The organism is Acinetobacter sp. 1294243, assembly GCF_000588015.1.
GTDB lineage: Bacteria > Pseudomonadota > Gammaproteobacteria > Pseudomonadales > Moraxellaceae > Acinetobacter > Acinetobacter pittii.
Genome location: NZ_JFXG01000008.1, coordinates 37,262 through 52,572, shown reverse-complemented (window position 1 = coordinate 52,572; position 15,311 = coordinate 37,262). Strand labels below are relative to the sequence as shown.

Here is a 15,311-nt window from a genome sequence, read left to right as displayed (position 1 = left end):
GCTTTGCTTTTGTCAAAATAACAACAAGTTTGCCAATTTTCAGTGTTATAGTATGCGTGCATAAAAGTGCAGGAACGATTGCCATTATGAATAATAAAACTCCTCTCTCGACTCAACCACTTATTGAAGTGAAAAATTTGAGTTTTAATCGAGGGGAACGCGTCATTTATGACAATATTAGTTTAAATATACGTCGTGGCCAGATTACGGCTATTATGGGACCTTCTGGTACAGGTAAAACAACATTATTACGTCTGATCGGTGGACAGTTAGTTCCTGATCAGGGCGAAGTTTTGCTCGACGGTAAAGATATTGCAAAAATGTCTCGTCAGGAACTTTTTTCAGCCCGTGCACGTATGGGAATGTTATTTCAGAGCGGTGCTTTATTTACGGATATGTCTGTCTATGAAAATGTAGCATTTCCAATTCGAGCACATACCAAACTTCCTGAAAATCTAATTGCTGAACTGGTTGCATTAAAACTTGAATCAGTAGGCTTACGTGGTTCTGAGCAATTAATGCCTACAGAACTCTCAGGTGGTATGAACCGTCGTGTCGCTTTGGCACGTGCGATCGCGCTTGACCCCGATTTAATCATGTACGATGAACCGTTTGCAGGGCAAGACCCTATTGTAAAAGGTGTTTTGACACGTTTAATCCGTTCATTGCGAGAAGCTTTAGATTTAACCACAATTATTGTTTCGCATGACGTTCCCGAAACCCTTTCTATTGCTGACTACATTTATGTTGTAGCAGAAGGAAAAATTCAGGGAGAAGGAACACCAGAAGAATTACAGGCATATGCTTCTCCATTTGTGCGCCAATTCTTAACAGGTTCGGCAGAAGGACCAGTTGAATACCAATTTAGTCATCAAGCCTATTTAGATAACGAGGTTCGTCCATGAATACGATTGCCTGGTTAGGTAGACTCGTTATTGAGCGGATTCGAGGGATTGGTGTTGCGGCACTAATGCTCTTACAAATTGTTTTTTCTTTTCCTTCATCTGGTGGTTTTGGACGATTTATTTACCAAATGCATCGGGTAGGAGTGATGTCTTTGTTAATTATCACTGTGTCGGGCCTATTTATTGGTTTGGTACTGGGTTTACAAGGATACTCAATTTTAGTGAACGTCGGCAGTGAATCAATGCTAGGCACCATGGTGTCTTTAACATTGCTGCGTGAATTGGCACCTGTGGTTGCTGCTTTATTATTTGCTGGCCGAGCAGGTTCTGCATTAACAGCAGAAATTGGTTCAATGAAGCAAAGTGAGCAACTTGCCAGCATGGAAATGATCGGGGTTGACCCATTGAAACAAATCGTATCACCGCGTCTTTGGGCGGGAGTGGTCAGTTTACCGATGCTAACTGTCATTTTTGCTGCGATTGGTATTGTGGGCGGTAAAATGGTAGGTGTCGATTTTCTTGGCGTCGATGAAGGCTCATTCTGGAGCGGAATGCAAAACAACGTGCAATTTGGGCATGATGTCGTAAATGGCATTATCAAAAGTATTGTGTTTGCTTTGTTATGTACATGGATTGCGGTATATCAAGGATATGCATGTGATCCAACTCCAGAAGGAATCGCAACTGCAATGACGAGAACAGTTGTATATTCTTCATTATGTGTTTTAGGTTTTGATTTCGTGTTGACTGCGGTCATGTTCGGAGGGATTTAATGAAATCACGTAGTAGTGAGCTGGCCGTAGGTATCTTTGTTATTATCTTCGGTATTGCCTTGTTCTTTTTAGCCATGAAAGTTAGTGGCCTTGTTGGTACTAATTTAAATGATAGTTATACCATGAAGGCTCAGTTTGATAACGTCAATGGTTTAAAGCCTCGTGCTAAAGTAACGATGAGCGGTGTCACAATTGGTCGTGTTGATTCAATTACCCTTGATCCAGTTACGCGTTTGGCTACGGTAACCTTTGGTTTAGATGGAAAATTGACAAGCTTTAATGCTGAGCAGCTAAAAGAAGTTCAAAAAAATGCTTTAGATGAACTACGTTATAGTTCTGATTATACGCAGGCTTCTCCAGAGCAACAAAAAGCAATGGAACAGCAACTGATCAGTAACATGTCCTCCATCACCAGTATTGATGAAGATGCTTATATAATGGTTGCAACCAATGGTTTGTTGGGTGAGAAATATTTGAAAGTCGTTCCAGGTGGTGGTTTAAACTATCTTAAACGTGGCGATACAATTTCAAATACCCAAGGAACCATGGATTTAGAAGATTTAATTAGTAAATTTATTACTGGTGGTGGCGCAGGTAAAGTTGCCGCTGGTTCATCCTCAGCAGAAGAAAAAGCTCCTGCAAGTACCGACAGCAGTGCACAGCCGTCATTTGTTGAGTAAGAGTTTATTTGAAGGAGTGGTTCCAGGTGAATACGTTGTTTAAACAAACCCTGACAGCAAGTCTTTTGTCTACTATGATTGCAGGTACAGCTTTTGCTGCACCTTCAGAAGCACCGCCTGATTTTATTAAGCGCGTTGCTGATGGCTTGATCGCTCGTTTAAAAGCAGATCATGCTAAGTTGCAGAACAATCCTGCTTTAGTAAAATCAATTGTACGTCAGAACTTAGACCCATATGTTGATTCACAAGCGTTCACTCGTATTGTGATGGGTACTTATGCGACGAATCAGTATAGTACAGCTGCACAGCGTGCTCAGTTTGAAACAAACTTCCGTAATACATTAATTGAAAATTACGGTAGCGCATTTGCTAAATATACAAATCAAAGCTATACCATGCGTCCTTACAAGGCAACTGCGGGTAAAAACCCTGTAGTGACATTGGACTTTAATCACAATGGTGAAAAAATTCCTGTTTCTTTCCAGTTGGCTGACAAAGGTACTCAATGGAAAATCCGTAATATCAATGTTTCTGGTATTGATCTAGGATTACAGTTCCGTAATCAGTTTGCTGCAACAGTGAAACGCAATGGCGGTGATTTAAATAAAGCAATTGCTACGTTCCAACCTGATGCAGACGCAGCTGTTAATCAAAACAAAAAGAAATAAGTAGGTGACGTGTGGTTCAGTATCTCAACCAACAATTGGTTGTTTCGGGAAAAATTGATTTTGAAAATGCGGAACAACAGTATCAAGCAGGTTTAGCTATCATAAAGAAGCAACAAAGCTTCCCACTTGTGGTGGATTTAACTGAGCTTGAGCATGGTAGTACCTTGGCCTTGGCTGTTTTAGTTCAATGGTTACGAGAGACTCCAAAAAATACTGGTTTGCATTTTAAAAATGTCCCTGAAAAAATGCTGAAGATCATTCAAGCCTGTCATTTGCAGGATGATCTGCAAATGATCTGATGTTGTTGATGTAAAAAAGCACCTATATTTAGGTGCTTTTTTATGCTCGAAATTAGCATTTTATTACAAAGCTTAGATCCATTTTTTCCAGCGGAAATAAATGATCGGCCCAATAAAGAAACCCATAATAATCAGCAAAACAACGAAGAAACTGGTCGTACCATGTGCAAAAGGTAATACGTCTGTGTTCATACCGTAAATACTGGCAATAAGCATCGGAGGAGCTAACATACTTGGTAAGATCGAGAATCGACGAATCGTATCATTCTGTTCTGTGTTAATGAATCCAGACGTCGTATCAAGTAAGAATCGTACTTTTTGGAATAAGAACGCATCATGTTCTACCAGTGAGCGTACATCTTCACTGAGCTCTCGAATGTCTGCATCATAAATATGACTGCCTAATGCACGTGGACGCGATAAGAAAGTAAGTACACGTCGTAAATCAATGAGACAAAGCTGTGCTTTTCCTAGCATGTCTTCTTGTTGAGCTAGGCGTGTAATCATGTCATCGAGATCTAGAATTTTTTCACGTTGGTGGTTATTAAGAACCTCGGTGGAGTATTTTTCTAAATCTTTGTGGATATCTTCTAAGATATCCGCAAGCTCATCGAGTTTTGCTTCAAGAAGGCCTAATAAGATCCAGGTAGGATCTTTATAGTCCATGTCATAGTCATTTCGGCGAGCACGGGCACGAAAGGCACGAAACGCAACTAGTTTTTCTCCACGCATCGTAAAGAGGCGGTCTTTATGTAAAATGAAAGCTACGGTTTGCACCATGGCAAGCATATGTGATGACTCTTCAGCGTCGCCATCCACCTGATAATTTTTATTTTTCGTTAAAAAATAAGTACTGATGTGCAAAATACCGTCATCATCACGGTAAAATCGTGCAGAAGATGAAATGTCTTCAAGCGACTTTAGTGTTGGTAAATTTTGGTCATAGGCATCTAATACCCATTGTTGCTCTTCTTGCGAGGGTGCAATAAGATCAAGCCAGACTAATTCGGGATGTAGATCAAATCCACCATTGATGGTGGCATCTTCCAGACTTCCGCGTTCTGTGGCATAAAAGGCTTCAAGCATGTGTCTTTTTTCCTCACGCAGTCTGATGGAAATGGATGGGTGTATTTTAGACAAGGATTTGCCGAAAAACACTTGCCAATACGCTATTTTGCAAAAAAAAACTCTATCAATAGTTTAGTTTGTCAGCATGACAGTTCAATAAAACGGTTTTTTACACTATGAAATCAATTTGTATTTTCTGTGGTTCATCTCTTGGTTCAAATCCAATTTTCCAACAAATTGCCCAAGCTACAGGCGAGGCTATTGCAAAACAAGGGAAGACCTTGGTTTATGGTGGTGGTCGCTCAGGCCTAATGGGTGTGGTGGCCGATAGCGCCTTACAAGCAGGTGGACAAGTCATTGGCGTGATCCCTCGTGCTTTAGTTGATCGTGAGTTAGCTCATCCGGGTCTAACCAGATTATATGTGGTTGAAAATATGCATGAGCGTAAAACCAAGATGGCGGATCTTTCAGATGGCTTTATTGCTTTGCCGGGTGGCGCTGGTACATTGGAAGAAATCTTTGAACAATGGACGTGGGCGCAATTAGGGATTCATCAAAAGCCTTGTGCTTTCTTAAATGTAGCGGGCTTTTATGAAGATTTACTTAAAATGATTCAAGGAACGGTGGATAATGGATTCAGCCAAGCACGGTTCGTTGATAAATTGATCGCATCAGACAAAATTGAAGATATTCTTCAACAATTTGAGCAATATCAGGCTCCTGCTCCAAAATGGACAAATGCAGATGTCCAACCATAAACGAGGTTAAATAGGTGAAAACAATTACGGTCGCTGCCGCAGTGATCTTAAATGAGCAAAATCAGTTGTTGCTTGTAAGAAAGCGTAATACACACGCTTTTATGCAAGTGGGTGGCAAGCTGGAACCTAATGAGGCACCAGAGATCACCATGCAGCGAGAAATTTTAGAAGAAGTCGGAAGCTCTTGTGTGATTGAGCAATTTATTGGTCATTTCGAAACAGCAGCTGCCAATGAGCCAGATCATATTTTGGTGAGTCATTTATACCTTGTTCAGCTCGACCAAGCACCTAAAATTGCAGCCGAAATTGCAGAAATGAAGTGGATAGAGTTAAATGATTCGGAAACTCAACTTGCACCATTGACCCGAGAAATTGTCATTCCTTGGTGTGAAGAGTATTTATCTACGGTGCAATAGCCTAACTCTTCGGCGTCGCTGCTAGGCACACGGTATGAATGGATGTGCAGCCTAATTGTTTAAGTGCCTGACTGAGCGCATGAACAGAGCTTCCCGTGGTTATCACGTCATCAATAATGAGAACGCGGCGATAACGTCGTTTCTCTTGATGATGAGGTAAAAATTGTTGTTCGATATTTTCAAAGCGTTCTAGCCGAGAAAGTCCTTTTTGAGAGTGTTCATTTAAGCGTTGAATTGGTTGCCAAACAGGTATTTTTAAGTGTTTGCTTAATATATTGGCGAGTAGTAATGATTGATTGAAACCACGCTCGATTAAACGCTGATTGGAAATAGGCATGGGTACAATAGCTTGTACCTTGGGAAATTTTAATTGTTTTAAAATTTCACCTAATAAGATTTGATAATGTAACTTTTGTTCATATTTAAACTGCTGAATAATCCGGTTAACTGGATAAGCATAATTACAGGCCACAAGAACAGAGTGATTATTACGTTGAATCGTTTGTTTAAGCCAAGGCAGCTGTTCCCAACAGTCTTTACAAAGTGAATATTTTTCTCGCGCACCTAACTCGCACAGTGAGCAAGGTGAAAATAACTGAATAAGAGGTTGGAAGTTTAAAAAACTAAACATACGCGTAGCGAGGCGCCTCAGGAAGCCAACGCTTTAATAGAGCATCTGCCTGTTCTGGATAATCTTTTAAAACTTGCTGTGCCACATAGTGGGTTTGACTCAGTAGGTGATCATCTCGCTCAAAGGGAGCCACTCTAAATCCCATATCCCCAGTTTGTTTAGTCCCTAATAATTCACCCGGTCCACGTAATTCCAGATCTTTTTCTGCAATCACGAAGCCATCATTACTTTCTCTTAAAATAGAAAGTCTCTCTTGTCCATTTTGAGAGAGAGGTGTTTTATATAAAAGTACGCAAAAACTAGCTTGAGCACCTCGACCTACGCGACCTCGTAATTGGTGTAGCTGAGAAAGCCCTAAACGCTCGGCATTTTCAATCACCATAATGGAAGAGTTAGGAACGTCTACTCCAACTTCAATCACTGTCGTTGCGATAAGAAGTTGTAATTCATTATTTTTAAATGCTTGCATGACGGCTTGCTTTTCATCAGCTTTCATTTTGCCATGCACCAAGCCAATGTTGAGCTCAGGAAAACGTTCTTTCATCTCTTGGTAAGTTGCTTCGGCGGCTTGAGCATCTAAAGTTTCAGATTGTTCAACCAGTGTACATACCCAATAGGCCTGTTTCCCATCTCTACAATTCGAAGCAATTCGTTGAAGTACTTCTTCGCGACGATCAAGAGGAATCGTAACTGTTTGAATTGGGGTACGGCCTGGTGGTAATTCATCAATTATGGATGTGTCCAAGTCGCCATAAGCACTCATTGCTAGAGTTCTTGGAATGGGGGTTGCCGTCATCACGAGTTGATGTGGGGTGAACTGCTCAGCACCTTTATTGCGTAAAGCTAAGCGTTGATCTACACCAAAACGATGTTGTTCATCAATAATTACTAGCCCTAATTTAGCGAAGCCAACATTATCTTGAAATAAGGCATGGGTACCGACAATAAGTTCCGCGTGGCCTTCTTTAATCTGTTGTTCTGCTTGGGCACGGGCTTTACCTTTTTGTTTGCCAGATAACCATGCCACGGTTACACCTAATGGTTCAAACCAACGTTTAAAGTTTAAATAATGCTGTTCTGCAAGAATTTCAGTTGGAGCCATTAATGCAACCTGCCAATCTGCTTCTAAAGCATGGCAAGCGGCTACAGCTGCAACTAGGGTCTTTCCAGCCCCTACGTCGCCTTGTACTAGACGTAGCATAGGTTGGTGTTGTTTTAAGTCATTTAAAATTTCTTTAGATACACGTTTTTGTGCATTGGTCATTTGAAATGGTAAAGCTTCTAATAGTTTTTTAGCTAATACTTTACTGCTTGAAAAAGCAGGTGACGCAATTTGTCGAATATAAGCACGGCGGTTAAGTAAACTAATTTGGTGCGCAACCAACTCTTCAAAAATAAGCCGTTGCTGAGCAGGATGCGAGCCTTGAGCCAATTGGAGCATATTGGCATCAACGGGAGGCTCATGAATATAATATAAAGCCTCTTTAAGCGCATAGCCATTGGTATATTGTTTTGGGAGTAGCTCTGGTAAGGCGTCACTATGATGCTTTAAAGCTTGTTTAACGTATTCGCGTAATTTAGGTTGAGTTAACCCATCCGTACTTGGATAAATTGCTGTAAGCTGAGTTTTTGGTAGAGGTGTATGTTCATGAATGAGCTGAATTTCAGGATGATACATCTCAAGGCCGCGAGCACCTACACGGACTTCACCAAAAATGCGTAAGCGATGACCGGGTTTTATTTTATCAGTCAGGTTCTTATAAATATGATAAAAGCGTAAGGTGACTTTACCGAATTCATCTTGCACCAAGGCTGCCATAGATTTTCTTTTTCCCGGGGGGAAATCAATTGATTTGACTTCTCCTTCGAGTAAATAGCTCCGCCCAACCACAAGTTGATTCATTGGAATAATCGTACTGCGGTCTTCATAATCACGTGGCAGATGAAACAGTAAATCATCTGTGGTAAAAATATTTAGTTTTTCGAGCAGGGCTGCTGAAGCCGATCCAACGCCTTGTAACTGATGGACTGAAGTCATGTCCCCTCAACGAGTTTTCTATGCATATATTATTTATCGGTTATGGTAAAACATCTCAGCGTGTTGCTAAACAACTATTTGAGAAAGAACATCAAATTACCACAATCAGCCGTAGTGTAAAAACGGATAGTTACGCAACGCATCTTGTTCAGGATATTTTTACGCTCGATTTAAGTAAAATTGAACCTGTAGATGTCGTATATATTTTACTTTCTCCAAATGAGAGTACGGTTGAGGGCTATCAGCAAACTTATGTTGATAGTGTTGAACCGATTCGAGAAGCATTAAAAATACATCCAGTGAAAAAAATAATCGTTGTCTCCTCTACGCGGGTATATGGTGAAAATGCAGGAGAGATTATTGATGATTTTAGTGAAATTCATCCAAATGATGCTCAAGGCCATATATTGCTTAATATGGAGTTACTCTGGCAAAAATATTATCCAACTCAATCTGTAATTGTTCGCCCTACAGGTATTTATGGAACTTCCATTGCCCGTTTAAAAAAAATGGCTGAAAATCATCAAAGTTATCCAAATATACATTATAGCAATCGAATACATATTGATGATTTAGCAAGATTTTTAGCTTTTATGGCTGATTACGAAAGTCATCAAGCAAGCTATATTGTGACTAATAATCAACCATTGCCTTTGCATGAAATTATTGTGTGGTTTCAAAAACAATTGGGATTGCCAGAATTAACTTTAGAATCAAACCAAATTTCAGGTAAAAGAATTTATGCAAAACATTTGCCAGCAACGGGTTTTCAATTAGAGCATCCGATTTGCTTTAATGACTATTTATTATGTTTAAATGTTCATAGCACTAAATGAAATTTTGATTAAACTTTAAATAAGAACATAAATACCTGATGAGGCAGTCAAATTGCCGATAAAGATAAAAAGGTTGAAAGTGAAAAAAATTTGTTTAGCTCTTATCTTGAGCATAACAGCTGTTGCGAGTTGGGCTGAGGATCAGGTGTGGTGTGCCTATGATCCTATCGGGTCCCAAGGGGATATTACTCGCCGTTTAAATGACATTCGGCTATATGCCCAGCAATATCAAGTCAAATTTAAAGTAGTTACCTATCAAAAAGAACAGCAGGCTATACAAGCTTTTGATGATGGGAAATGTTCGGGTTTAGCTGCATCCAATTTCAATACTTATCGTTATAACCAATTTATGGGAAGTACCGCGGGTATAGGACTTATTCCTAATAACCGTACGGCCAAAAGCTTTTTGCAGCTTTTAAATCATCCTACAATCGAGAAAAGGTTAGTTTCTAAGAATTATGAAGCTATAGGAATGATTCCAATTGGAACTGCTTACATGGTTCTAAAAAATAAGAACCTCTCTAGAGTCGCTCAATTAAGAAATCAGCGTATTGGGGTGCTACCCAACAATCCACCACAACAAGCACTGGTACGAAGTGTAGGTGCTCAGCCAGTTTATGTCGATTTATCTAACGCGATTGCGCAGTTTAAGCAAAATAAAATCGATATTATTGCTGCCCCAGTGTATGGATTATTGCCGTATAACTTACAAAAAGAATTTGGACCAGATACTCAAGTCATTAATTTTCCTTTGGCATATTTTGGTGTCAATTTAATTATTAAGCCGCAAGCTTATCCTACTAATTTTGGCCGGAAAATTCGAGGATGGTTCGTTCAAAATAGCCAATTGCTGACGAATCGTGCGACACAATGGGAAAATCATTTACCTGCTTATTATTGGGTAGATGTCTCTTTTTATGAGAAGCAAAGTTATGACGTAATGGTTGCCAAAATACGTAATCAGTACGTTCTTTCAGGTTATTACGATGCTTATTTCGTTCAGCTTATGAAGCGCTTACGTTGTATGGATGATCCACGTTATTTTGAATGTCCAATTCGCTAATAAAATAAAAGGCAACCGAAGTTGCCTTTTATTTTGACTGAAGACATTAAGCTTTTTTGCGTTTTAAACGGCGTTTAGCTTGTTGAGATGCCATTGCTTCAAGAGCATCTTTCAATTCTTCGTCAGTAAAGGTGGTGATATGCTGCAACATTTGCAAGGTTACTTCATCAAGCACCAACTGTGCGCCAGCAGCCATTTGACGGAAGTTGTCATCAAACTCAATTTGGCCTTGGTCATTGGTACGAATGTAATTTTGCTGAGTAAGTACTTTTAAGAAGCTTTGGAATAAAGCTTTGTCGAAGAACTCTGGCGAATTAAATTCATATAGAACTGATAAACGTTGTCCTAATAAATGACTTAACTCTTCAACTTGTTTAGCAGAGATATTACCTGAACCACGTTGAGTAATGAGCGCAAGTGTCATGTAGTAACGCTCAAGACTTTGCTTAACTGGCGTTGCTAAAACAACAAGCTGATTATGCTCTTCAGTATTTGGCGCAGAGCTAATCAAATTACCTTCATCGTCTTGTTGAATAAGGTTAGATTGAACTAGAGCATCTGCATATTGCTCAACTTGTGCCTTAAGCTCGCTGCTCTTCCATTTAAGGAATAACTCAGCTTTCAAGAATGGATAGAGCGTATAGATGACATTAGTTAAATCTGAACGACTGATTTTTCCATTATGTTCAACAAGTGATGCTACTAGAGAAGGTAAAACAAAGGCGTGCAAGATGTTATTACGGAAGTAAGTCAGAAGAACCGCTTGGTTATCTTCAATTGCAATAATATCACCAAGTGCATGCTGAACACGTTTAATGAGTTTAAGCTTTAAACCATACGCAATAATTTCTTTACCAGAAAGTGGTGTTACTTCCATACGTTGGTCATATGGGAAGTTTGATGCCAAGTTGCGGTAAGCTTCAAGCTGCTTAATACAGATCTCTTCATCAAGTGTATGCTTTGGAGTTGCAAGCAAAATAATAGAAAGTAAAGAGACGGGGTTAATCACCACAGCTCGGTTAATGTTTTCTAAAATTGCATGTGCAGAGCTATTTACTGCATCTGAAACAGCTTGAGGAATTGGGTCGTCATTTTTCTCGATATAAACGTTTTCTGCATTATGTTGCTTAAGCAGATCATCAAGGAAAACAGGTTCACCAAAGTTCACGTGGACTTTACCAAAAATACGTTCAATTTTTCGTAAGGTTTTCACAATACCAAAAATAGATTCGGCTTCTTTTGGCTTACCTTGCATTTCGCCTACGTAAGTTGAGCCTTCCATGAGTCGTTCATAACCAATATAAGTTGGTAAGAAAACGATCGGTTTAGCACGGCCACGTAAATGGCTGTGAACTGTCATGGCAAGCATACCGGTTTTAGGCGGTAATAAACGTCCAGTACGTGAACGTCCACCTTCAATAAAGTATTCAAGAGGCGTGTTGCGTGACAAAATACTATATAGATATTCTTTAAATACAGTAGTGTAGAGTCCATTTCCACGGAAAGAGCGGCGAATGAAGAATGCACCGCCACCACGTAGAAGCTGTCCAACAAAAGGTAAGTTTAAGTTATCGCCCGCAGCAATATATGGAACCATTAAGCCACGTTTATAGATGACATATGACAATAGTAAATAGTCAATGTGACTGCGGTGGCACGGTGTATAGACAACTTCATAGTCTTTCGCTAGTTCACGAACGGTACTAAAGTTATGTACTTCTACGCCGTCATAAAGCTGGGTCCATAGGCGTGTTAAGGCAAGATCGGCAAAGCGCACTGCTGAGTGTGAATAATCCGATACGATTTCATTCACATAGCCAATCGCACGGCGTTCAGCTTCAAGCATGCTCACTTTTCCGCGAATACTTTCACGGCGGATTGCTTCTTGCACATCACGAGATTTAACAACCGATTGCATGACATTGCGGCGATCCGACAAATCGGGGCCTAACACGACTTCACGCTGACGGTCTAAATAATCATTTAACGTACTTACAATATAAGTTGCTGGTGAAAGATTTGGATAATGCTGCTGTGCATATTCAACCAATTCACGTAGCGATTGTGGTTCATGAAATTCTAAATAAGACTGACGGCCATGCAAACCAATATTAACCAGCTGCTTAACTGTGCTTGGTGTTGCCCATGTGTCTGAAAATAATAATTTAAACCAAGAATCTTCTTTATCTGGCGAACGGCCCCATAAAACTGTAACCGGAACAAGCTCTATATCAAGTTCAGGGTTTTCTTGTAAAACTTCAATCAGTTTTATTAAACGCGGTGGAAAAGCATGAGGAGGCGGATTCAGTAAATTATTTTCATCATTGTGCTGTAAAAATAAAACTGATGCTTTTTCCTGATGAGTGCCAACAACTAATGGATCTAACGCAGGTTTTAAATTTAAACGACGCGTTTCTCCATCAACCACCAGAGCATTGCTTCGAGAGTGGTTTTGTAAGACGTAACAAACCACTTTTTGGCGGTCAGTTTTTGCTTCTGTTTCTGTTGTTTCTGATACTGGTTCAGTAGGAACTTCCCCAAGAACATGTGGTGTTACCACGAGGTCAAGTAGTTTACTCGAAAGCCGACGATACATTTGACCAAACCCACTCTTGGACATAAGAACTCCTACTTCTTAAAGACAAATCCCAGCACCAAATGCAGAGGGTAATTATTTTGCGGCATTTATTAAAAAAACAATATGCTACTTTCTTATAAATTATAATGCTTTTGGCATATTTTATCGTTAAAAATCGTATTTTTAGCTGTTATATGAGCAATGTTCGTCAGAAGTTGACTGATTGTTCCATGTTCAAATAGTTTTTTATGGCACAATAGATTCTACACATCTGTACTTTAATACGATTTTTTACCTGAAATATGAAGGTATCTCTCATGAATGCGTTAACCCAAGAACTAGTCGATCTTCTCACTTTAGAAAAGTTAGAAGAAAATATTTACCGTGGCATAAGCCGTAATCTTGTCGGTAAACGTGTCTTTGGTGGACAGGTTTTGGGTCAGGCTTTACGTGCGGCATCTTATACAACCGATCGTCCAGCGCATTCTTTGCATGCATATTTTTTGTATGGCGGTGATATTAATGCTCCAATTATCTATGAAGTAGACCGTTTACGTGATGGAAAGAGTTTCGTAAGTCGTCAGGTTCGTGCAATTCAGCATGGACGAGTTGTATTCTCGGCGATGGTTTCTTTTGCTAACCCCGAAGAAGGCTTGAACTATCAACATCAAGAACCAGAGTATCCTGCACCAGAGACTCTTAAATCTGAAAATGAACTCAAAGAAGGTATTTTAAATTTCGTACCTGAAAATGTTCGTGCTAGTTTCATGCGTGAGCGCCATGTGGAAATTCGCCCAATTGATCCGGTAAATCCGTTTCAACCGCAACCTGAAGCTCCTTATAATGCGCACTATATCCGCACACATGACCGTATTCCAAAACAATTAGATGATATTGCCCTCCATCAAGCGATTGTTGCGTTTTATTCAGACTTTACCTTAATGACAACTGCTTTGAGACCGCATGGGCTCAGCTATATTTCTCCAAGTTTACAGTGTGCGAGTATTGATCATGCCATCTATTTTCACCGCCCGCTGCGTGCTGATGAATGGATGCTTTACGATATGGAAGCAACCGTTAGCGCAGCCTCTCGCGGCTTGAACTTTGGCCGTATGTGGCAAAATGGCCAACTTGTATGCAGTACCGTGCAAGAGGGTTTAATTCGTTTGCGGGAAATTGAAACACAATAAGCTTATTTATAAAGCCATCTGATTAGATGGCTTTTTTATTTTTAATTGAAACGATGTGACAAAAAATTGCTCGTATGAAAAGCAAGCTCATGTCATATTTGCAAAAGGATTGCCAACTGAAAAAAATAATGCTGATATGAACTTAAACACACAAATTCTTATTGCTGCCATTTTAGGCTTAACCTTTGGTTTTATATTAACGTTGTATCCCGATACTGCGTTTGTAAAACATAGTTTATATGGGTTAGGCATATTAAGTAGTGTCTTTATTGGGCTGCTTAAAATGTTGTTGGTGCCTTTGATTTTTAGCTCGATTGTTGTGGGTGTATCTAATTTGCAGGCGGGAGGGCAGTTAGGTCCAGTCTGGGAAATTACCTTTTTTTGTTGTTTTACTACAACAACATTAGCTTTAATTTTAGGTATAAGTTGTGCTCATCTATTTGAAGTAGGGCGCGGTATAGATATCTCTATTTTCCAAACGTCTATGCAAAACTATCAGGCACCAGATAGTTTAAATCCTGCAAGTTTTTTCACTAATTTTATTCAAAATACATTAATCAACCCATTTAAAGCGTTTAGCGATGGTAACGTTTTAGCGGTTGTGGTGTTTGCGCTATTTATTGGTGTTGCTTTAGTCCATGGCGGTGAGCGTTTTAAAAGTATTCGCTTATTAAGTCATCAATTTTTTGAAATGATGATGATGCTAGTCGGCTGGGTAATGAAGCTAGCACCTTTGGGTATTTTTGCTTTATTAGCAAAGTTAATGGCAACGGAAGATATTTCGGTACTCAGTCGTTTGGCTGAGTTTGCTGTTGTAGTGACAGGGACTACCATTTTTCATGGCGCTGTTGTTTTACCGTTACTACTTTGGATTTTTGGCCGCATGAGTCCTTGGGCTTTTTTCAAAGGAACACGTACAGCGCTAATTACAGCATTTGCAACCAGCTCTAGTTCTGCCACAATGCCCCTTAGTATGAAATGCGCACAGGAAAACTTAGGGGTTCGTCCGCAAACAGCTGGTTTTGTAATTCCTTTAGGTACACAGCTTAATATGGATGGCACAGCACTATATGAAGCAGCTGCTGCATTGTTTGTCGCAAATTTGGTGGGGCTAGACTTAAACCTGACACAACAAATTATTGTGTGTTTAACAGCAATGATTGCATCACTAGGGGCCCCTGGCATTCCAAGTGCAGGTATGGTTACCATGATTATGGTTTTACAGTCTGTAGGTTTACCGGCTGAAGCAATTGCAATTTTACTTCCGATTGATCGCCTATTGGATACGGTAAGAACAGTGGTAAATGTGCAGGGTGATATGATGATTAGCGTGGTTGTTGACCGTTATACAAAAGATAAAGATATCAGTGTCTAATCTCCTAAATAAAAAAGCAGGATTTTAAATCCT

15 protein-coding genes are annotated in these 15,311 nt (G+C 39.8%); 11 read left to right on the top strand and 4 right to left on the bottom strand.

From position 1 onward, the window contains the following. Positions 1–86 precede the first annotated feature (86 nt). The 5 genes from J655_RS15330 to J655_RS15310 are packed head-to-tail and all read left to right on the top strand — an operon-like array spanning position 87 to position 3,325. The gene (locus J655_RS15330; protein ID WP_002116999.1) at positions 87–905 is read left to right on the top strand and encodes an ABC transporter ATP-binding protein; all 819 of its coding nucleotides are present in this window, start codon (positions 87–89) and stop codon (positions 903–905) included. After that, a complete protein-coding gene (gene mlaE, locus J655_RS15325; protein WP_002117010.1) occupies positions 902–1,678 on the top strand; it encodes a lipid asymmetry maintenance ABC transporter permease subunit MlaE in 777 nt (258 codons plus the stop codon). The genes J655_RS15330 and mlaE overlap by 4 nt, the downstream gene beginning before the upstream one ends. Then, positions 1,678–2,358 carry an outer membrane lipid asymmetry maintenance protein MlaD gene (locus J655_RS15320; protein ID WP_005067241.1) on the top strand — a complete coding sequence of 227 codons (681 nt, stop codon included), beginning with the start codon at positions 1,678–1,680 and terminating at the stop codon, positions 2,356–2,358. Before mlaE ends, J655_RS15320 begins: the two co-directional genes overlap by 1 nt. A gap of 26 nt (positions 2,359–2,384) precedes the next feature. Then, entirely contained in the window at positions 2,385–3,026 is a 642-nt protein-coding gene (locus J655_RS15315) for an MlaC/ttg2D family ABC transporter substrate-binding protein (RefSeq protein WP_002116826.1), read from the top strand. A gap of 11 nt (positions 3,027–3,037) precedes the next feature. Continuing rightward, on the top strand, positions 3,038–3,325 hold the full coding sequence (locus J655_RS15310) for an STAS domain-containing protein (protein WP_005078357.1): 288 nt from the start codon (positions 3,038–3,040) through the stop codon (positions 3,323–3,325). Positions 3,326–3,397: 72 nt separating this feature from the next. Here J655_RS15310 and J655_RS15305 read toward each other — a convergent pair whose 3' ends face one another. After that, positions 3,398–4,411, bottom strand: coding sequence for a magnesium and cobalt transport protein CorA (locus J655_RS15305; RefSeq protein WP_002116978.1), 1,014 nt, complete (start codon positions 4,409–4,411; stop codon positions 3,398–3,400). Positions 4,412–4,569: 158 nt separating this feature from the next. Here J655_RS15305 and J655_RS15300 point away from each other — a divergent pair, with 158 nt between their 5' ends. After that, complete coding sequence (locus tag J655_RS15300; RefSeq protein ID WP_005804599.1) at positions 4,570–5,151, top strand: TIGR00730 family Rossman fold protein; 582 nt, start codon at positions 4,570–4,572, stop codon at positions 5,149–5,151. Positions 5,152–5,165: 14 nt separating this feature from the next. Further along, positions 5,166–5,567, top strand: a complete 402-nt coding sequence (locus tag J655_RS15295) for an NUDIX hydrolase (RefSeq protein WP_032006477.1) — start codon at positions 5,166–5,168, stop codon at positions 5,565–5,567. 1 nt (position 5,568) lies between these two features. On the opposite strand, the gene J655_RS15290 is transcribed toward J655_RS15295, so the two are convergent. Together J655_RS15290 and recG are read right to left on the bottom strand one after the other, a co-directional pair. Continuing rightward, a complete protein-coding gene (locus J655_RS15290) occupies positions 5,569–6,198 on the bottom strand; it encodes a ComF family protein (protein ID WP_032006478.1) in 630 nt (209 codons plus the stop codon). After that, positions 6,191–8,236: an ATP-dependent DNA helicase RecG gene (recG, locus tag J655_RS15285; RefSeq protein ID WP_032052627.1), complete on the bottom strand. Its 2,046-nt coding sequence runs from the start codon at positions 8,234–8,236 to the stop codon at positions 6,191–6,193. The genes J655_RS15290 and recG overlap by 8 nt, the downstream gene beginning before the upstream one ends. Before the next feature lie 20 nt (positions 8,237–8,256). On the opposite strand from recG, the gene J655_RS15280 reads away from it, so the two are divergent. Together J655_RS15280 and J655_RS15275 are read left to right on the top strand one after the other, a co-directional pair. Continuing rightward, positions 8,257–9,072 (top strand): NAD-dependent epimerase/dehydratase family protein, encoded by an 816-nt coding sequence (locus J655_RS15280; protein ID WP_032006481.1) that lies wholly within the window; start codon positions 8,257–8,259, stop codon positions 9,070–9,072. 79 nt (positions 9,073–9,151) lie between these two features. Further along, positions 9,152–10,135, top strand: a complete 984-nt coding sequence (locus J655_RS15275) for a putative solute-binding protein (RefSeq protein ID WP_032006482.1) — start codon at positions 9,152–9,154, stop codon at positions 10,133–10,135. Positions 10,136–10,181: 46 nt separating this feature from the next. Here J655_RS15275 and plsB read toward each other — a convergent pair whose 3' ends face one another. Beyond that, entirely contained in the window at positions 10,182–12,755 is a 2,574-nt protein-coding gene (gene plsB / locus J655_RS15270; RefSeq protein ID WP_032004809.1) for a glycerol-3-phosphate 1-O-acyltransferase PlsB, read from the bottom strand. Positions 12,756–13,030: 275 nt separating this feature from the next. On the opposite strand from plsB, the gene J655_RS15265 reads away from it, so the two are divergent. Continuing rightward, on the top strand, positions 13,031–13,903 hold the full coding sequence (locus J655_RS15265; protein ID WP_032052626.1) for an acyl-CoA thioesterase: 873 nt from the start codon (positions 13,031–13,033) through the stop codon (positions 13,901–13,903). Positions 13,904–14,012: 109 nt separating this feature from the next. After that, positions 14,013–15,278 carry a dicarboxylate/amino acid:cation symporter gene (locus J655_RS15260; protein ID WP_032052625.1) on the top strand — a complete coding sequence of 422 codons (1,266 nt, stop codon included), beginning with the start codon at positions 14,013–14,015 and terminating at the stop codon, positions 15,276–15,278. The last annotated feature ends 33 nt before the right edge of the window (positions 15,279–15,311 follow it).